Genomic DNA, 19174 nt, shown 5'->3' with positions numbered 1-19174 from the left:
ATTTCCTAAAACAAAAAACAGTTGAGTAAGGTAGTTACCATGGCTAACGCAGATCTAGACAAGCAACCGGATTCGGTTTCATCAGTATTGAAAGTGTTTGGCATTCTGCAGGCACTGGGTGACGAACGCGAGATCGGCATTACCGAGCTTTCCCAGCGGGTAATGATGTCCAAAAGTACCGTATATCGTTTCCTGCAAACTATGAAGTCTTTGGGATACGTCTCGCAGGAAGGCGAATCTGAGAAGTATTCTCTTACCCTCAAACTGTTTGAGCTTGGGGCGAAGTCACTGCAAAACGTTGATTTGATCCGCAGTGCCGATATTCAGATGCGCGAACTGTCAAATCAGACTCGCGAAACCATTCACCTTGGTGCATTAGACGAAGACAGTATCGTCTATATCCACAAGATTGACTCAATGTACAACTTGCGTATGTATTCGCGTATTGGGCGCCGTAACCCATTGCACAGTACTGCTATCGGTAAAGTACTGCTGGCTTGGCGTGACCGCGCTGAAGTTGAAGAGATCCTCTCCCATATTGAGTTTACTCGCAGTACGCCGCACACACTCACCAGCACAACAGCGTTATTACCTGCTCTGGATAAAGTACGTGAGCAGGGATACGGTGAAGATAATGAAGAGCAGGAAGAGGGGCTGCGTTGCATCGGAGTGCCCGTGTTTGACCGCTTTGGCGTAGTGATTGCCGGTTTGAGTATTTCCTTCCCAACTATCCGTTTCTCTGAAGAAGCTAAAGATGGGTATGTCGCCCAGTTACATACCGCTGCACGTCTGATTTCAGAGCAGATGGGGTATCACGACTATCCGTTTTAGTCAGCGACGCCTTTTTATCTGGGTGCACTAGCGAGTAAATGCCAGTCAGTTAAATCCGACTGGCATTTTTACTTTATTTTTTCGGTTGTTAAAACCGAGCGGCTACAGAATATGGATCGTAAAAAACCGGTGGGTGTTTATTTTCAAACACTTGAGAAAATCGCGTAAAACCGGTGCAATTACACCGGTTCAGATTATGCTGCCGTACTTTGATCAGCTTTACCGCTGAGCCAATTCCACTTCGTCTTCGCTCTCCATGATGGTCTTGTCAGTTTGCTTCATCAATTGGCTGGTGACAGTACCCGCAGTCATTGAACCGCTGACGTTCAGTGCCGTTCTGCCCATATCGATCAGGGGTTCAACTGAAATCAGTAGGGCAACCAGCGTCACGGGCAGGCCCATGGCAGGCAGAACAATCAGCGCCGCGAACGTAGCACCGCCACCAACTCCGGCAACCCCTGCGGAACTGATGGTTACAATTCCGACCAGCGTGGCGATCCAGACCGGATCCAGCGGATTGATACCTACTGTAGGAGCAACCATTACCGCCAGCATTGCCGGGTAAAGCCCTGCACAACCGTTCTGGCCGATAGTGGCGCCAAAGGATGCCGAGAAGCTGGCAATGGACTCCGGCACGCCTAGACGACGGGTTTGCGCTTCAACATTCAAAGGGATGCTGGCGGCGCTGGAACGGCTGGTAAAGGCAAACGTCAACACTGGCAAAACTTTGCGGAAAAATTTCAGAGGGTTAACCCCAATCACGCTTAGTAGTATGGCATGCACGACGAACATAATCGCCAAGCCAAGATACGATGCGACCACAAAGCTACCCAGCTTGAGGATATCGCTGATGTTGGAACCTGCTACGACTTTGGTCATTAAAGCCAGTACACCGTAAGGCGTGAGCTTCATAACCAAACGAACCAGCTTCATTACCCAGGCTTGCAGGGTATCGATAGCTGATAAAACGCGCTTACCTTTCTCACCATCGTCTTTAAGAAGTTGTAGTGAAGCGACGCCCAGGAAAGCGGCAAAAATGACAACGCTGATGATCGATGTGGGGTTAGCGCCAGTCAAATCGGCAAATGGGTTTTTCGGAATAAATGACAGGATCAACTGCGGCACGCTGAGATCGGCAACTTTGCCGACATAGTTGCTTTCAATTGCCGACAGACGTGCCGTTTCCTGAGTCCCTTGGACCAGGCCACTGGCAGAAAGCCCAAACAGATTGGTTACCAATACGCCCACCAGCGCAGCGATCAGCGTAGTAAAGAGCAGGGTACCGATAGTCAGGAAACTGATCTTGCCCAGGGAAGATGCGTTGTGCAGCTTGGCTACCGCGCTCAGAATAGAGACGAATACCAGAGGCATTACGATCATTTGCAGCAGTTGTACATAGCCGTTACCGACAATATTAAACCAGCCAATAGATGCTTTAAGAACGGGATCCTCTGAGCCATAAATCAGCTGCAGTGCCAAGCCGAACACGACGCCAATAACCAGGCCGACCAACACTTTCTTTGCCAGACTCCATTGCTTATGGCGGGTTTGCGCCAGCAGCAAAAGGAGCGCAATAAAAACCAGCACGTTTAATACGAGCGGTAGATTCATCCCCATTTCTCCAATCTTCTTTTCTTTAAGTCAACGAGCTACGCACCATGTGTAGCAATGTAAATATCGTAACAGCTTGCCCATAGGCCCACTTATATCCGAATGGAATTTAATATAATTTTTTTGATTAATTTGGTTAGATAATCACAAAAAAGAGCAATAAATCACCACTTCATCAGCTTCACAGCCGGATATTTTTTATTTGCTCAAAATATGACTGCACAGGGAATGTGTAATCACCTTGCCAATAGATGGCAAAAGCAACCAGGCACAGGCATAGGACTCGTTCTAACTGGTTACCTTTTTGTGAGTTCAGCAAGGGGACGCAGAAGCGCCAACGGCACGGCCACAGTAGAGGGACACCTGCGGGAGTAAGCATATCGGCCAGGAGATGGCTGAAGTACCCAATAATCATGGCGTGTAGCGCATCGGCGGGTATTGGCCAACTGCGGGGGACGTCTAGCTGAAATAACATCATACCACCGGCGATTGCCAGTAGGCTGTGAGTAAAACCGCGATGACCAAAGGCACGTGATATGGGGATGGCTATCCAGCGCAAGCGCTGGCCTAACACTGATTTTGGGTGATCGATGTCGGGTAACAATGAAGTTAGAAGGGCGGCAGGAATAATCCGCCACCAGTCGCCATTGGCGAGTTCAGGCGTCACCTCTGCTTTTTTGGCGAAAATCGCGCAAGCAACAGAGAAAATGAGATGTCCTTCCGCGGTCATTAATGCTCTATCCTGGATACCAAACTGTTAATATATCCAGTATATGGGAATTTTTACAGTTGTGAAAGTAGTTACCCTGTAACAAATAGTTATTTAGGCATTGATACCATCGGCTACATAGAAGATGGCTTGCCATAAGAAGAGAAGTTGTAACTTGGTTGATGGCAAAGTGAACGGGAGGATTTCTGGGAGTTCAAGTCATGAAGAAAACACCAGGCTACCAGTTGGCTCTGTGTGGCAGTGACAGTGTCACAGATCGCCCGGTGTTTTCTTCACTCAGTCAGCATATTTGAAACGGCGTATAAATTCAATAAAAATGAAACGTCGTTTTAATTAATTATTTAATTCAGGTAATAAAAGCAGAAACACTTAATATTAGTAACGTTTTGAACAGCATTGCGCCAGAGTTATGACAGATGAATGGCGGTTAAATGCTCAAGGCTCGGTAGTTTATAGTCAGCCAGGGCCCAGCGAGGATCATGGCTATACTCTTGCGCAGGAATAACGATTGATTTCATGCGCGCAGCTTTGGTAGCAATCATGCCGTTGAAAGAGTCTTCAAGCGTGATACAGTGCTCAGGCGCACTACCCAAGCGCTCGGCCGCAATCAGGTAAACTTCCGGGTGCGGCTTGCTGTATGGCAAGTATTCCGCTGATACCAGTTGATCAAAATAACTTTCAAGCTCAAACATTTTCAAAACTTGCTGTTGCATATGCAAGGGAGACGCAGAGGCGAGACCGATATTTAGCCCCAGGCTACGGCACAGTTCCAACGATTGCTGCACTCCGGGTAACAGAGGGCGCTTTTCTCTGACCAAATCGATAGCGCGTTCAATGATCCGCTCAGCTACCTCTTGTTGAGAAATACCCTGCCACGGCATGGTTTGGTACCACATTTTGACCACCAAATCGATGCGTAGGCCTAGCGTATCTGGCAGTTTGTCGCGATCTGACAGATCCAGTCCCAGTGAGCCAAAAATATCCAGCTCCGCTTGCAACCATAAGGGTTCTGAATCTATCAATAAACCATCCATGTCAAAAATAGCGGTTTCGATACGCTGCAAATATGCCATTAACTCTTGCTCCACCAGTAAAGGGAAAAATTTCTGTCACTGTATCATTTTAGCTAGCGAGCCTGTACTACCTGCGATTTACCTATTTTGTCAAAATGCGAGGTTTGCCAGAGTTCGAACAATTTTGCATATCAACGCCACATCGCCGGGTGGTGCCGCGCATTTAGCCGGGTAAAGATAAAGAAAACGGTGGGCGAGTTTGATTAACTAAAGGTAGACTTAGCCAAATTATGGTTACGTCACATCAGAGGGGAAAACATGACGTATCAACAGGCTGGGCGTATTGCCATTTTGAAACGTATCTTTGGATGGGTTGTTTTCATCCCTGCATTACTTTCAACGTTAGTTTCGCTATTGAGCTTCGTGTATCAGCACAGTGATAAGTCCAAAGGGATTAACGCTGTGATGCTGGACTTTGTTCACGTTATTGTCGATATGGTGCGCTTTAATACCTCGTTCCTGAATATTTTCTGGTACAACTCGCCGGTGCCGGATGCTGACAAAAGTCTGTTTGGCGGCGCAAACCTGATGTTTCTGATTATCTATTTTCTGATTTTTGTGGGTTTGGCATTGCAAGCTTCCGGGGCGCGCATGTCGCGTCAGGTTAAGTTTATCCGTGAAGGGTTAGAAGATCAGATGATTCTGGAGCAGGCTAAAGGAAACGAGGGGCTGACCCGCGCACAGTTGGAAGAACGGGTTACGTTGCCGCACCATACAATACTTCTGCAATACTTTCCGCTCTATATCCTACCGATTGTAATTGCCGTGGTGGCTTACTTCATACTCAAACTATTGGGGCAAATGGCAGGTGCAGTCTGATTTTGGGCAATGTCTATGATGAGGTGCTGCAAGCAGCACCCTGATTGTTTGCTAATTAGCCTCTTTCCGGGTGCATCAGTATTTCAAGTGCCCGCTGTGCTGCGACCAGATGCTGGCCACCGAATAGATTGCTGCGGTTAAGCAGGTAGTAAAGTTGATACAGCGGCTGGCGCTCAATAAAACCCGGTTCTAATGGCCAAACGCTCTGGTAGCCATCATAAATTTGGGCAGGTAAATCTGGGTAGAGCGGTAACATCGCTAAATCGCACTCTCGATCACCCCAATAGCAAGCTGGGTCGAACAGGAATGGCCCCTCTGCCGCCAGAGCGCAGTTGGCAGGCCACAGATCGCCATGTAAAAGAGACGGTTGCGGCTGGTGGTTCTGCAATCTTAGGTAAACCAGATCGATAATTTCGTCGATATCCCCAAAGATCATACCTTTCTCCGCAGCCAGTTGCAGTTGCCAACCGATACGTTGTTCAGCAAAAAACTCTGCCCACCGGCGTTGCCAGGCATTGGGTTGAGGGGTGGTTGCAAGGTCGTTATCGAAGTCGAGACCAAACTGCGGCTGTTCACTCCATTGGTGCAGACGGGCTAACTGTTGGCCTAGACAGTGCGCATTATGCGCATCGAACGGCTTAAGCGCTTGATACTCAAGCAACAGGAAACTGTAATCACGATCGCTGCCAACCCCGTACACTTCGGGAACGCGCACGGTTTTACTGCGGGCCAATAGAGCCAACTGATCGGCCTCAGCGGTGAATATGGGCAACATCTCGCGTCCGTTGCATTTCACGAACACCTCGCTGTCACCGTAACTCACACGCCACGCAGAATGGATTTCTCCTCCCGGCAGTTCGGTCCTTTCGCGGATTTCTGCGCTGCCAAGATGCTCACTTAGCAGACGGCTAACGGCTTGCCACATAGTAATCCCCTTATGTTGCCTGCAATTTCATTAGGTTAGCGTCTTTCTAGCTACGAAAACACGATGTGGCGCACAGCGGCACATCTTTGGCAAAAATAAACCACTGTGTGTCACGCCAGAGTATATACGCTATTGGTTATTTTAAGAACAAACCAGCTTGAAACTTGGCTACTATTCAGCGATTTTAATCGAGCTGTCACGCCTGACAGCATTATCAGCATGGCTTAATAGGAGTGGTGAATGGACTCGAGTTTGCACTGGCAGCGTGGTGAGTTTCGTATTAGTACTGATAAAAGTGAGTTGGATCTTGCCCTTACTCATGCATTTCTGACCACTACCAGTTGGGCGAAGGGAATTTCTTTTGCAACGGTGCGTCTTTCGATAGAGAACAGTTTGTGTTTTGGTCTCTATCATCAACATCGGCAGATTGGTTTTGCCCGGTTGGTAACGGATTATGTCACTTTTGGTTATCTGTGTGATGTTTTTGTGGTGCCAGAATTTGAGGGGCGCGGGCTGGCTGCCTGGTTGATGAATTGTTCGCTGGAACATCCTGTGTTACAGCGTTTGCGCCGCATTATGCTGGTGACCAACAGTGCTCCTTGGTTATATCAAAAAGTGGGATATCAGCCGATCAACCAGCAGAATTTTGTCTGGCATATCGTTAGACCCGATATTTACCAGCAGTGATAAAGCCCAGCAACGCCGGGCTAGAGGCTAGTGATCTTTGGCAAGGGTAGCCTGGAACGGTTTAAAATGGGTATAGAGCAGGGTGACTACAAAAAGTAAGGCCTGAACTATTACGATACATGGGCCAGTTGCACCATCAATGTGGAAACTGATTAGCGTGCCGAGGACTGAGGAAAAGACGGAAACCAGGGTAGCAATAATCAGCATACTTTCGAAGGTGCGGCACAGCATAAAAGCGATGATCCCAGGCGCGATCAGCATTGCGATCACCAAGATCACTCCCACAGCCTGTAACGAAGCCACAATGGTTAATGCCAGTAAGCACAGTAAGCCGTAATGCAGAAGTTTTACTGGCAAGCCGATGACGCGTGCATGGCTGGGGTCAAAACAGTAAAGCATCAGGTCTTTGCGCTTGAGTAATACAATTGCTAGCGTGATAGCGGCAATCCACAGTGTTTGTTTCAATTCTTCATCGGTGATACCCAGCATATTGCCAAATAGAATATGGCTAAGGTGTTGATCGGTATCGATTCGGGCAAATAGGACCAGCCCAAAAGCAAACATGCCGGAAAACACGATCCCCATGACAGTATCTTCTTTTACCCGACTATTTTCTTTAAGATAACCCGTTGCTACCGCACAAAAAATGCCGGAAATAAATGCACCAATTGCCAGCGGAATTCCCAGAACAAAGGCCAGCACAATTCCTGGCAAAACGGCGTGTGAGATCGCATCACCCATCAGTGACCAGCCTTTCAGCACCAGATAGCAGGATAAGATGGCGCATACTACGCCAGTGACGATCGCTGCGACGATCGCCCGCTGCATAAATGGATAGGCAAATGGTTCAGAAAGCCATTGATACAGGATTTCCATCAGTTGCCCTCCGCTGGGTCACCGCGTGCTGCGCGACGCCTGGCAGCAAACAGCCCGTGTTTGGGTGCAAACAGAAAAGCAACCAAAAAGACCAGTGTCTGCAACGTCACAATTACGCCACCCGTTGCACCGTCAAGGAAGAAACTCAGGTAAGCGCCAATACTGCTTGTCATGGCGCCAATCCCAATGGCAATGAGCACCAAGCGTCCAAAACGGTCGGTCAACAGATAGGCGGTAGCACCAGGGGTAATGACCATAGCGATCACCAATATTGCCCCTACGGTTTGCAGTGCGGCGACGGTACAGGCACTGAGCAGGGTAAAAAACAGGATCTTCATTTTTAGCGGTGAAAGGCCTATCGATACTGCATGGCTTTCGTCAAAAAATACTGCCAGCAGGTCTTTCCACACCAGAAACAGGATCAGTAATGAAACACCAATAATAATCTCGACCTGCAGCACATCTTCGTCAGCAATACCGAGAATATTGCCAAAAATAATCGACTGAACATTTACCGATGTAGGGTTAAGTGAAATGATCAGTAGACCGACAGCGAAGAAAGTGGAGAAAATAAAGCCGATAATCGCGTCTTCACGCAGACGTGTGATGTGGCGAACCAACGTCATTGCCAACGCTGCCAGCATACCGGTAAAAAAAGCGCCCGCAGCGTAGGGTAAGCCGAGCGCATAAGCACCCGCTACGCCAGGCACAACCGAGTGCGAAAGCGCATCCCCCATCAGTGACCACCCCTTCAGCATCAGGTAGGCTGAAAGAAAAGCGCAGGTTCCACCGACGATAGCGCTAACCCATATCGCTTTGACCATGTAGTTGTAATTGAACGGTTGCAGTAAAAGCTCAAGCATCAGGTTTTTTCTCCCTCGGCTGGCTTTGCGTGGGAGGATCGCTTTTGGTATAGCCGTAGAACACAGCAGGACGCTCATCGTCAGTGAGTACCGTTACTGTGCGAGGGTCGTTATCGTCGTGCAGGTCGGTACCAGAAAGGTTGATATGACGCAGAACACCACCAAAGGCTAACTCCAGATTGCTTTGCGTGAAGGTGGTTTCTATCGGCCCGGCGGCAAGCACCGTTCGGTTAATCAGGATAACTCGATCACAAAATTCTGGAACGCTGCCAAGGTTGTGAGTTGAGACTAAAATCAGATGGCCTTCATCCCGCAAGGATCGTAACAGCTCGATAATGGCGTTTTCTGTTTTGACATCAACGCCGGTAAAAGGCTCATCCAGTAGTAACACAGTCCCCTGTTGTGCCAAGGCACGAGCCAGGAAAACACGCTTTTTCTGCCCACCGGAGAGCTCACCAATCTGCCTTGCGCGCAGTTCACTCAGACCAACACGCTCCAGAGCACTGTCAACCCGCAGGCGATCTTCTTTCTTTGGTATGCGCAGGAAGTTCATTTTACCGTAGCGACCCATCATAACCACGTCTTCTACCAAGACAGGAAAGTTCCAATCAACGTCTTCAGTCTGTGGCACGTAGGCAATAATATTTTTTTTAAGTGCATCGACGACCGGTTGTTCATTTAATCTCACCTTGCCGGATGTAGGTTTCACCAATCCCATGATGCTTTTGAACAGGGTCGATTTACCGCTACCGTTAACGCCAACTAGGGCACAGATTGACCCACCACTGAGCGTAAAACTGGCATTATGGATTGCCGTATGGCCGTTGTTATAGGTTACGGAGACATCATCAACGCTGAGTTCTGGGCGGACAAAAAACTCTGAGCTCATTGATTAAATCCTTTGGCGATGGTTTGTACAGTAGTATTGAGCAGATCGATATAGGTTGGCACAGGCCCATCTGGAGCGGACAGTGAGTCGACATACAGTACGCCTCCATATTGAGCACCCGTCTCTTTTGCCACTTGTTTGGCGGGTTTATCAGATATAGTGCTTTCACTGAATACGACCGGGATGTGATTGGCTCGAACGGTGTCGATGACGCGACGCACTTGCTGAGGGGAACCTTGTTCGTCAGCGTTGATTGGCCATAGGTAAACCTCTTTCAACTGATAGTCTTTGGCCAGATAGCTGAAGGCCCCCTCACTGGTGACCAGCCAGCGTTGGCTTTCAGGAATACGTGCTAATCTTGCGCGCAGTGGGGCATCCAGCGCCGCGATTTTTTCAGCATAGGCTTTGGCATTACGATTATAAGTTTCCGCATTGTCAGGATCGTGTTGTACCAAAGCCTTACGAATGTTCTCGATATAGGTTAGGGCATTTGTCGGAGACATCCATGCGTGAGGGTTAGGGTTAGCGTTATAGGGCCCTTCATGGATGGGCATGGGGACAATTCCCTCAGTAACAACGGCAGCAGGAACTTGCTTTATATTCTCGAAGAAACGTTGAAACCAGCGTTCGAGATTCATTCCGTTCCATAAAATCAGATCGGCATGCTGCGCCTTTACAATATCTCTTGGCGTAGGCTGATAGTCGTGGATTTCAGCACCGGGTTTGGTGATGGATTCTACTACTGCGGCGTCACCCGCCACGTTTTGGGCGATATCCTGGATAATGGTAAAAGTGGTTACTACCCGCAGTTTCTCTTTTGCCATTACCTCTGTGGGGATAGCCAAAACGCTTAGTAGCAGGCCAAACGAGGCAAAGAGACGAAAAAAGGCTGGAATAGAACGATAGTGCTGAAGTACACGGTTTTTCATTGACATGGTGACGTTTTCCTTCGCAAATGAAAATGATTATTAATATCAGTTGAGGTGAAGTCAAGCGTCAACAGCTTCTAGGGGGCGGTTATCTTTTTGTTAAAAAAATAATACCATCATAGAGGTTATAGCATTTTACGTTTTAATATGTAACTTTTTAATCCCGTCATTATAGAGCGCATTGTTCACTTAGCTATTTTTTACAAAGCGACTTCGCCGAAGCCTTGAGTAATCTTTTGTATATATTACTGATTTAATGATATCGCTATTGCAAGACGGTTGCTTTCGTATGGTGACAAACGCTATTTGCAACTTTGCCTGAGGTAGCAAAATGTTTACGAATAGTTGCCCGAACCGTTCTAGCGCACCCGTTAATCCTATTTCTGGATGTTAAAGTCACTACACTAGCAGCGAATCAAGGTTGACTCATAAATCGCCTCTTGGTATATGGATAACCGGAGAATAGAGCAATAAAAGCTATGCAGGCATCCTTACCAGTTGTACGTGCTAAGCAACTCATTGATAGGAGTGAGGGATTCTGTGAAGATAAAAGTAGGTTGCCTAACGGCAATCATCCTGTTAGCTGGTTGCGCTGAAAAACCGCAAACAAATGACAACACGGCGAGCAATGGCACATCAGGCGGCTGGTTAAAACCCCCATCGCAAATACCAAGCAACCGAACCGGAACACCCATCGCCTATAACGATTATATCAGCAAGGCTGCCAACAATTATGGCGTCGATGAAAAGCTGATCAAAGCGATAATTCAGGTAGAGTCAGGGTTTAATCCCAATGTTGTCAGCACCTCTAATGCCGTTGGATTAATGCAGCTAAAAGCCTCAACTGCTGGACGCGATGCCTACCGCTTGAAAGGTAAAAGCGGGCAGCCTAGTTCACGAGAGTTGAAAGATCCAGCGGTCAATATTGATCTGGGAACAGCCTATATCAATATTCTTCAAAGCCAGCAGCTAGCTGGGATCTCCAACCCACAAACATTACGCTATGCCACGATTGTTTCTTACGTTAATGGGGCAGGTGCCATGTTGCGGACTTTCTCATCGGATAAGCGGGTAGCAGTAAACCGTATAAATCAGATGAGCCCAGACGAATTTTATAAGCACATCCAAAAGAGACACCCGGCACCGCAAGCGCCGCGTTATTTGTGGAAGGTTACCGCGGCTTATCAGGCGATGCTCGAATAGCAGTAGATTCAACGAAACCGGCTCTGAATGCCGGTTTTTTTAGGCATAGGTGCTGGTTGGAATGATTAGGTGATGAGAATTCATCCTCAGCCTCAATCTGGTTTTATTGCTGTGAGTTTTCAATAGGAGATTTCCCATGGAAAAAGTCGACCTGCATATGCACTCCAACTATAGCGATGACGCGGATTTTCCGGTTGAGGTACTGATTGCACGCTGTAAGGCAAATGGCATCGATACGCTGGCAGTAACAGACCATAACAGTGCCCGTTCTGTGTCTGAAGCGCAGGCGTTGGCATCGCCAAGTTTAAATGTGTTGTCCGGCATTGAGATTGACTGCACCTTTGGTGAACGTAATTACCACCTGCTTGGTTATGGCTTTAAACCCAGTGATGATTTTGTCGAGATCTATAATAACTTCAGCGCTATCCAACGTGAGTTGACGCCAAGAAAATTTGAGAAATTGCGCGAGCTTAACTTCTATCTTGATGAGCAACGTCTGGAACAGATATGTGGCGGTGCTATTCCGCAAGAAGAACAGATGGGAGAAGTGATACTTGAAGATGAGCGTAACCACAATCATCCATTATTGATGCCATATCGTGCCGGCGGTGACAGATCAGATATGCCTTTAATCAACTTCTACTGGGACTTCTTTGGCCCGGGAAAAGTATGTTACATGCCAGTTACTTATCCTGCAATGAGCGATATGGTTGATGTGATCCGCCAGAATGGTGGAATACCTGTCTTGGCGCACATTGGTGCTAATGTTAAACAGGACCACACGCAGGTGATCGGTGGCATGTTAAACGTTGGGGTGATGGGCATAGAGGTCTTCTCAAGTTATCACTCGCCCGAGTTGGCTAATCAACTGTACGAGTTTGCTGTTGATCGTTCGGCCTTTGTTACCTGTGGTAGCGATTTTCATGGTCGAAACAAGCCAAAGATTGAGGTAGGGCAATGTGCTTATGGTGCACAGCATATTGCGGAAATACGCCGTTTTGTTGCGGCTGCCAGTGCATGATCTCAACCTTCAACAAAGCTTGGATAATGGGGTTTAATGCTGGTATTTAGCCGCGCACCGAGCTCATCTGGAAGAGGGTAGCTCCGCAGGGGAAAACTTGGCTGCGGAGCTGGGCAGATTAATTTACCGGAACGTATGTAGTTATCAATTCAAATATGCCATTGATAATAAACTGAACGCCCATACAGACCAGCAAAAAACCCATCAAGCGTGATATCGCCTCGATGCCGCTTTTACCAACCAGTTTCATGATCCCTGTAGAGCTGCGTAAGCATGCCCAGAGAATGATGGATACCGCGAAGAATGTCGCTACTGGCGCGACCACTAGCACCCAATGCGCAAAGCCCAGCATATTTTCTTTAATACTGGATGCCGAACTTATGATCATGGCAATGGTACCTGGCCCCGCAGTACTTGGCATAGCCAGAGGAACAAAGGCGATATTGGCTGAGGTTTTTTTGCGCAGTTCGCGGGTTTTGGTTTCCATTTCTGGTGATTCATCGGCACTTTGTTGCGGGAACAGCATGCGAAAACCGATAAAGGCGACAATCAATCCACCTGCGATGCGTAGGCCAGGAATGGAAATGCCGAAGGTTTTCATCACCAACTGGCCAGCGTAGAACGCCACTGTCATGATAAAGAACACGTAAACTGAAGCCATCAGTGACTGTTTATTGCGCTCTTCACTCGTCATATTCCCTGACAGGCCAAGTAACAGTGCCACGGTAGTGAGTGGATTGGCCAGTGGTAGCAGTAAAACCAGTCCCAGCCCGATGGCCTGAAACAACTGCAAAATAGTCGACATAAAAACAAACCCCAAAACGATGATAATCAACAGGCTCAATCAAACGCCTATCACGGTTCTTCACCTAGACAGCGTTAGACCAAACGTTCAATTTTTCTGTGTCTCCATACCAACCGATAGAACGTTGTCTGTAGCGCGAGCATGGCCAGATAGGCGATAGGGAAGGCCATCCAGACACCCTCTAGGCCAAATCGCTGGCTTAGCAGATAGGCCGCTGGTAACTGAATAACCGCAATACATAAAATGGCGATTGTCACTGGCACCAGAACTACCCCACTGGCGCGCATGATACCACTGACAATGGCCTGGAAGCCAAATACCAGCATGCTCCATAGCATGATATGCAAGAGGTGTTCAGCTTCGGCCAGCACCTGCGAATTGGTAAGAAACAGACCCAGTAACCAGTTTGAAAGCAGGTAGACGACAATAATCAGTGAGCCTGTCAACCAGAGGTTGATAAATAACCCAGTACGCAAAATAGGGCCGATGCGCTCTGTGTGCCCGCCACCGATAGCCTGAGCGCCAAGGATCGAGGCCGTAATGGCAATCGATAGTGCGGGGAATTGCACATAGTTAACGATTTGCGTAACGGCACCATAAGCGGCTGTCGCATTTGAGCCGTGCCGGTTCACCAATGCCAGGATAACCAGTTCAGATAATGAAATGACCACCATCTGCACACCGGTTGGCAAGCCGATGCGCAAAACTTTGCGCAACACCACCATGTTTAATTTCAGCGCTGCCAACATGGCACGGTCGGGTGCCAGTACATGTTTTTTACGGCGCAGGCGTAATGCCAGGTAGACCATCGCCATAATATTTCCGGCCATACCTGCCAGTGCAGCACTTTGTATGCCCATTGGCGCAAATCCTAACCAACCGCGGATCAGTGCAGGAGTGAGCAGTAAACCGATACAGGTAGACAGCAGTAATGCCAACAATGGTGAAACGGTATCACTGACACCACGTAAAAGCTGAGTGAAAAGAACGAACACCAGCAGCAGTGGCATAATCAACATCATGATACGGGCGTAAGCCACCGCCTCTTCAAATACATCAGCCGGTGTGCCCAACAGCCGTAACGCCTGTGGGGCAAACAGGCTACCAAATACGGCAGCCAGCAACCCAATCAGCAAGCCTAACATCAAAGCTGTGCCTGCAATGGTTTTCACTTTTTCTGGTTCATTGGCTCCCCAAGCTTGCCCGACCAGCACCGATGCACCAGCCCCGATGCCAATCACCAATGAGATAAAGAAAAAAACGATCGGAAACATGCCTGAGATAGCGGCTAAAGCCTGCGTGCCGAGCATCTGGCCGATATAAATCCCGTTGAGTGTGCCAGAAAACCCTTGCAGGAAATTGGACAGCACCATGGGTACTAAGAAGATCAGATAGATGCGCCATAAAGGTACTTGTCCTTGCTGCGAACGGGGTTGCATAAATGGAATTTTCCTTTGCCTTAAAAGGCTCATGTTGAGCACCAACCATCATGCTCACATATAGCGTTATCGTTGCCGGTATCCACTCGTATCAACGAAAGGGTAGATCGCGGCTCATCCAGGTTAGGTGGGCTTGTATATCCACTGGCCAATCAGCGATGCGTTCGACAAAAAGGCGAGCATCATTGCCGAATAGCGCTCGTACCGCTTCTTCATAACCGGGTAAAGCACCGGCTATGGCTGTCATAAAGCGATAACAACTCTCTTTGATAAGGCGTTCATGGTCCTGAGCCACCGTATTACGGCGTGCCTCGTCAATTAGGCGACGCAATGTGGCAGAGGCACCGCCACGCTGCTGGGCCAGCCACTCCCAGTGACGGGGCAGGAGGGTTACCTCACGAGCCACAACACCTAGTTTTGGTCTTCCTACCGTGTTAGGTGCAGCGGGCTGACTGTCCAGCACGTCTGTACTGTCGCTCCCAGGTTGAGGCCATACATAGCCTTCTGGCCAAGGGTAGTCTACTTGTGAGCCTGTCGCGTCATCGAAGACCAGCAGACCTCCAGCCGAAAGGTCGAGTGCTGCGAGTGTTTTCGTTACCTCATCATAGGAGCCAGTTGCAACCTGTCGGTGGTGCAAAAATGCGGTACAAGTTGGTACAGTGAGTGTTTTCATTTTTTTACCCGGATTTTATTATTTAACCCGGGTTAATTTGATTGAATTGCGCGCAAAAGTCAATCGGTATCGTGTCAACGAGATACGACCTGCACTTTATTTATCCGCTACAAATTTAATGTTATTATCCGCAGGCCTAATAAGCCGCCTTTACTGGCGAGACAAGCTGTATGTCAATCTGGCAATTGTGGGCGAGATATGGCGCATAGCTTACTTAATACTAACAAGATATCTGTACTACATGTGATCTGTCGTGTGGGTCACCACTGTAGATAAGGAATTATTAATGCCTGTTATTACTCTTCCTGACGGAAGTCAGCGTCATTACGACCACGCCGTTTCCCCCATGGATGTTGCCCGTGATATCGGCCCTGGCCTAGCCAAAGCCTGTATTGCAGGACGTGTAAACGGCGAATTGGTGGATGCCAGCGATCTGATTGAATCAGATGCACAATTGGCGATCATCACCATCAAAGACGCCGAAGGTGTGGAAATCATGCGCCACTCTTGTGCGCATCTGCTGGGCCATGCGATCAAACAACTGTGGCCAGACACCAAAATGGCCATCGGCCCGGTGATCGACAACGGTTTCTACTATGACGTTGACATCGACCATACTCTGACGCAGGAAGATCTGGATCTGCTGGAGAAGCGGATGCATGAATTGGCCGACAAAGATTATGATGTCATCAAGAAAAAAGTGAGCTGGCAAGAGGCCCGCGATACCTTTGTTGCCCGTGGCGAAAGCTACAAGGTAGCGATTCTGGATGAAAACGTCAGTCGTGATGACCGTCCTGGACTATATCATCATGAAGAATATATCGACATGTGCCGTGGTCCGCACGTGCCGAATATGCGTTTCTGCCATCATTTCAAACTGCAGAAAACCTCAGGTGCATATTGGCGTGGCGACAGCAAAAACAAAATGCTGCAACGTGTCTATGGCACTGCCTGGGCAGACAAGAAGCAGTTGAATGCTTATCTGCAACGTCTAGAAGAAGCTGCCAAGCGTGACCACCGCAAAATCGGGAAACAGCTCGACCTGTACCATATGCAGGAAGAAGCGCCTGGTATGGTGTTCTGGCACAACGATGGGTGGACCATTTTCCGTGAACTGGAAGCCTTTGTGCGTATGAAGCTCAAAGAGTATCAGTATCAGGAAGTGAAAGGACCATTCATGATGGACCGAGTGCTGTGGGAAAAAACCGGGCACTGGGAAAATTACAAAGACGCTATGTTCACCACGTCGTCGGAAAACCGCGAATATTGCATCAAGCCGATGAACTGCCCAGGCCACGTGCAAATCTTCAATCAAGGATTGAAATCCTACCGTGACCTGCCGCTGCGTATGGGCGAGTTCGGCAGTTGCCACCGCAATGAACCATCGGGCTCGTTGCATGGCCTGATGCGTGTCCGTGGTTTCACCCAGGATGATGCGCATATCTTCTGTACTGAAGATCAGGTTCGTGCTGAGGTGAATGACTGTATCAAGATGGTCTACGATATGTACGGCACTTTTGGCTTTGAAAAGATTGCGGTGAAACTTTCCACCCGTCCTGAGAAGCGTATTGGTACTGATGATATGTGGACTCGGGCTGAAGACGATCTGGCGGCTGCGCTGACTGAAAACGGGATTCCGTTTGAATATCAGCCGGGTGAGGGTGCCTTCTACGGACCAAAAATTGAATTTACCTTGCATGATTGTTTGGATCGCGCATGGCAATGTGGTACCGTGCAGCTCGATTTCTTCTTACCGGGCCGTTTAGGCGCGTCGTATGTCGGCGAAAACAACGAACGCGTGGTTCCGGTGATGATTCACCGTGCTATTCTTGGTTCCATGGAGCGCTTCATAGGTATCCTTACCGAAGAATATGCCGGTTTCTACCCAACCTGGATTGCTCCAGTGCAGGTAGTGGTGATGAATATCACCGACAGTCAGTCTGATTATGTCCAGCAATTGACCAAAAAACTGCAAGATGTGGGTATTAGGGCAAAAGCGGACTTGAGAAACGAGAAGATTGGCTTTAAAATTCGCGAACATACTTTACGTCGGGTTCCTTACATGTTGGTGTGCGGTGATAAAGAGGTCGAAGCAGGCAAAGTTGCCGTTCGTACCCGCCGTGGCAAAGACTTGGGAAGCCAAGACGTAAACGAAGTCGTAGACAAGCTGCTAAAAGAGATTCGCAGCCGTAGTCTTCATCAACTGGAGGAATAAAGTATTAAAGGCGGAAAACGAGTTCAACCGGCGCGTCCAAATCGCATTAACAGAGAAATTCGCGCGCAAGAAGTTCGCCTAACCGGCGTCGATGGCGAGCAGATTGGTATAGTCAATCTGAATGAAGCTCTTGAAAAAGCTGAGGAAGCGGGCGTCGATTTAGTAGAAATCAGCCCAAATGCCGAACCGCCAGTTTGCCGAATTATGGATTACGGCAAATTCCTCTACGAGAAGAGCAAGTCGACCAAAGAACAGAAGAAGAAGCAAAAAGTTATTCAGGTCAAGGAAATCAAATTCCGTCCTGGCACCGATGATGGCGACTATCAGGTCAAACTACGCAACCTGATTCGCTTTCTGGAAGATGGCGATAAAGCCAAGATCACCCTGCGTTTCCGTGGGCGTGAGATGGCGCACCAGCAGATCGGTATGGAAGTGCTTAACCGCGTCCGTAAAGACCTGTGTGAAGATAGTGATCTGGCAGTGGTCGAATCCTTCCCTACGAAGATCGAAGGCCGTCAGATGATTATGGTGCTCGCACCCAAGAAGAAACAGTAAGGCTTCCAAGTAATCGAACCTGCGCAGCGCTTGCGTTGTGCGGGTTTTGTTCGCCTCACTGATTCGTTGTTTAACAATGCGAAGTGGATTTAATTAACATGCCAAAAATTAAAACTGTACGTGGTGCAGCCAAGCGCTTCAAAAAAACCGGCAGCGGTGGTTTTAAGCGTAAACATGCAAACCTGCGTCATATTCTGACCAAAAAATCAACCAAGCGTAAACGTCACCTGCGTCCGAAAGGCATGGTGTCTAAAAACGATCTGGTCCTGGTTATTGCGTGCCTGCCGTACGCATAAGCTATATTTTTTGAATCAAGAATAAGACTTTAGGAGAGAGCATATGGCTCGCGTAAAACGTGGTGTAATTGCACGCGCACGTCACAAGAAAATTATGAAGCAGGCGAAAGGCTACTACGGTGCCCGTTCGCGCGTTTATCGTGTTGCCTTCCAGGCAGTAATCAAAGCAGGCCAGTATGCTTACCGTGACCGTCGTCAACGTAAGCGTCAGTTCCGCCAGCTGTGGATTGCACGTATCAACGCAGCTGCTCGTCAGAACGGCCTGTCTTACAGCAAGTTCATTAACGGCCTGAAAAAAGCCTCTATTGAAATTGACCGTAAGATCCTGGCTGATATCGCCGTATTCGACAAAGTGGCCTTTGGCGCGCTGGTTGAGAAAGCGAAAGCAGCTCTGGCGTAAGAAAGTCGGAAGAGGGAGCATGCTCCCTCTTTTACTTATAGCGCTACACACAAATATTGACTTTTGTTAGCTTCCGCCATAACACTGGTGGACGTTTAATCGGCAAGGTAATGCAAACATGCACGCTGCTATTTTCCGTTTCTTTTTTTACTTTAGCGCCTGACTTCAGGAGGCTTTGCGCGTAAGAAAAGAAACGGAAAGTTGCGCCTAAGCCTCCCATAGTGGAGGCTTTTTTGTTTTTGCCCATACCCTTTGTCTTTCAAGTTACAACTGCGTTAGCTGCGTGTATTCACCTCGGTCACTTAGTTATCTAAGCTCCTGGGAATGAGCCCGC

General features: G+C 48.4%; 21 protein-coding genes and 1 other annotated feature. Of the genes, 10 read left to right on the top strand and 11 right to left on the bottom strand.

Annotated elements, in window-relative coordinates; genetic code table 11:
* Positions 1–39 precede the first annotated feature (39 nt).
* Entirely contained in the window at positions 40–831 is a 792-nt protein-coding gene (kdgR, locus tag SAQUA_RS12630) for a DNA-binding transcriptional regulator KdgR (RefSeq protein ID WP_380675405.1), read from the top strand.
* 219 nt (positions 832–1050) lie between these two features.
* Here the strand turns inward: kdgR and SAQUA_RS12625 are convergent, their stop codons facing one another.
* The 3 genes from SAQUA_RS12625 to hxpB all read right to left on the bottom strand — a co-directional run bounded on the left by SAQUA_RS12625 (position 1051) and on the right by hxpB (position 4245).
* On the bottom strand, positions 1051–2442 hold the full coding sequence (locus SAQUA_RS12625; RefSeq protein WP_380675403.1) for an L-cystine transporter: 1392 nt from the start codon (positions 2440–2442) through the stop codon (positions 1051–1053).
* Positions 2443–2623: 181 nt separating this feature from the next.
* Positions 2624–3172: a metal-dependent hydrolase gene (locus SAQUA_RS12620; RefSeq protein ID WP_380675401.1), complete on the bottom strand. Its 549-nt coding sequence runs from the start codon at positions 3170–3172 to the stop codon at positions 2624–2626.
* A 407-nt stretch (positions 3173–3579) separates the two neighbouring features.
* Positions 3580–4245, bottom strand: coding sequence for a hexitol phosphatase HxpB (gene hxpB, locus SAQUA_RS12615; protein ID WP_380675399.1), 666 nt, complete (start codon positions 4243–4245; stop codon positions 3580–3582).
* Positions 4246–4503: 258 nt separating this feature from the next.
* On the opposite strand from hxpB, the gene SAQUA_RS12610 reads away from it, so the two are divergent.
* Positions 4504–5064 (top strand): YniB family protein, encoded by a 561-nt coding sequence (locus SAQUA_RS12610; protein ID WP_380675397.1) that lies wholly within the window; start codon positions 4504–4506, stop codon positions 5062–5064.
* A gap of 55 nt (positions 5065–5119) precedes the next feature.
* Here the strand turns inward: SAQUA_RS12610 and SAQUA_RS12605 are convergent, their stop codons facing one another.
* Positions 5120–5989 (bottom strand): fructosamine kinase family protein, encoded by an 870-nt coding sequence (locus SAQUA_RS12605; RefSeq protein WP_380675395.1) that lies wholly within the window; start codon positions 5987–5989, stop codon positions 5120–5122.
* A 240-nt stretch (positions 5990–6229) separates the two neighbouring features.
* Here SAQUA_RS12605 and SAQUA_RS12600 point away from each other — a divergent pair, with 240 nt between their 5' ends.
* Complete coding sequence (locus SAQUA_RS12600; protein WP_380675393.1) at positions 6230–6676, top strand: GNAT family N-acetyltransferase; 447 nt, start codon at positions 6230–6232, stop codon at positions 6674–6676.
* Positions 6677–6703: 27 nt separating this feature from the next.
* On the opposite strand, the gene SAQUA_RS12595 is transcribed toward SAQUA_RS12600, so the two are convergent.
* From SAQUA_RS12595 to SAQUA_RS12580, 4 genes are read right to left on the bottom strand one after another with little or no spacing between them, the layout of a single operon-like run.
* Positions 6704–7552, bottom strand: a complete 849-nt coding sequence (locus SAQUA_RS12595) for a metal ABC transporter permease (RefSeq protein WP_380675391.1) — start codon at positions 7550–7552, stop codon at positions 6704–6706.
* Complete coding sequence (locus SAQUA_RS12590; protein WP_380675389.1) at positions 7552–8415, bottom strand: metal ABC transporter permease; 864 nt, start codon at positions 8413–8415, stop codon at positions 7552–7554. Before SAQUA_RS12590 ends, SAQUA_RS12595 begins: the two co-directional genes overlap by 1 nt.
* Entirely contained in the window at positions 8408–9304 is an 897-nt protein-coding gene (locus SAQUA_RS12585; RefSeq protein WP_380675387.1) for a manganese/iron ABC transporter ATP-binding protein, read from the bottom strand. Before SAQUA_RS12585 ends, SAQUA_RS12590 begins: the two co-directional genes overlap by 8 nt.
* Entirely contained in the window at positions 9301–10239 is a 939-nt protein-coding gene (locus tag SAQUA_RS12580; protein ID WP_380675385.1) for a metal ABC transporter substrate-binding protein, read from the bottom strand. Before SAQUA_RS12580 ends, SAQUA_RS12585 begins: the two co-directional genes overlap by 4 nt.
* A 534-nt stretch (positions 10240–10773) precedes the next feature.
* On the opposite strand from SAQUA_RS12580, the gene emtA reads away from it, so the two are divergent.
* Positions 10774–11436 carry a membrane-bound lytic murein transglycosylase EmtA gene (gene emtA, locus SAQUA_RS12575; RefSeq protein WP_380675383.1) on the top strand — a complete coding sequence of 221 codons (663 nt, stop codon included), beginning with the start codon at positions 10774–10776 and terminating at the stop codon, positions 11434–11436.
* A gap of 136 nt (positions 11437–11572) precedes the next feature.
* The gene (locus SAQUA_RS12570) at positions 11573–12457 is read left to right on the top strand and encodes a PHP domain-containing protein (protein WP_380675381.1); all 885 of its coding nucleotides are present in this window, start codon (positions 11573–11575) and stop codon (positions 12455–12457) included.
* A gap of 118 nt (positions 12458–12575) precedes the next feature.
* Here SAQUA_RS12570 and SAQUA_RS12565 read toward each other — a convergent pair whose 3' ends face one another.
* From SAQUA_RS12565 to SAQUA_RS12555, 3 genes are all read right to left on the bottom strand, one after another.
* Complete coding sequence (locus SAQUA_RS12565; RefSeq protein WP_380675379.1) at positions 12576–13262, bottom strand: MarC family NAAT transporter; 687 nt, start codon at positions 13260–13262, stop codon at positions 12576–12578.
* A gap of 74 nt (positions 13263–13336) precedes the next feature.
* Positions 13337–14701, bottom strand: a complete 1365-nt coding sequence (locus SAQUA_RS12560; protein WP_380675377.1) for an MATE family efflux transporter — start codon at positions 14699–14701, stop codon at positions 13337–13339.
* A gap of 91 nt (positions 14702–14792) precedes the next feature.
* On the bottom strand, positions 14793–15374 hold the full coding sequence (locus SAQUA_RS12555) for a DUF2239 family protein (RefSeq protein ID WP_380675375.1): 582 nt from the start codon (positions 15372–15374) through the stop codon (positions 14793–14795).
* 286 nt (positions 15375–15660) lie between these two features.
* Here SAQUA_RS12555 and thrS point away from each other — a divergent pair, with 286 nt between their 5' ends.
* The 5 genes from thrS (at position 15661) to pheM (ending at position 19003) form a co-directional block, all read left to right on the top strand.
* Complete coding sequence (gene thrS, locus SAQUA_RS12550; RefSeq protein WP_380675373.1) at positions 15661–17589, top strand: threonine--tRNA ligase; 1929 nt, start codon at positions 15661–15663, stop codon at positions 17587–17589.
* A 3-nt stretch (positions 17590–17592) separates the two neighbouring features.
* Complete coding sequence (gene infC / locus SAQUA_RS12545) at positions 17593–18144, top strand: translation initiation factor IF-3 (RefSeq protein ID WP_380676008.1); 552 nt, start codon at positions 17593–17595, stop codon at positions 18142–18144.
* A 98-nt stretch (positions 18145–18242) separates the two neighbouring features.
* Entirely contained in the window at positions 18243–18440 is a 198-nt protein-coding gene (gene rpmI / locus SAQUA_RS12540; RefSeq protein ID WP_023490323.1) for a 50S ribosomal protein L35, read from the top strand.
* Between the two features lie 43 nt (positions 18441–18483).
* On the top strand, positions 18484–18840 hold the full coding sequence (gene rplT / locus SAQUA_RS12535) for a 50S ribosomal protein L20 (RefSeq protein WP_004931417.1): 357 nt from the start codon (positions 18484–18486) through the stop codon (positions 18838–18840).
* A gap of 112 nt (positions 18841–18952) precedes the next feature.
* Positions 18953–19078: a sequence feature (Phe leader region), on the top strand.
* Entirely contained in the window at positions 18959–19003 is a 45-nt protein-coding gene (pheM, locus tag SAQUA_RS12530; protein WP_121626058.1) for a pheST operon leader peptide PheM, read from the top strand. Its footprint overlaps the feature before it by 45 nt.
* Positions 19079–19174: the final 96 nt, after the last annotated feature.

This window comes from Serratia aquatilis (assembly GCF_044865145.1).
GTDB classification, from domain to species: Bacteria; Pseudomonadota; Gammaproteobacteria; order Enterobacterales; family Enterobacteriaceae; genus Chania; species Chania aquatilis.
The sequence above is the reverse complement of the archived record's forward strand: the minus strand, read 5'-3'. Positions and strand labels throughout refer to the sequence as shown.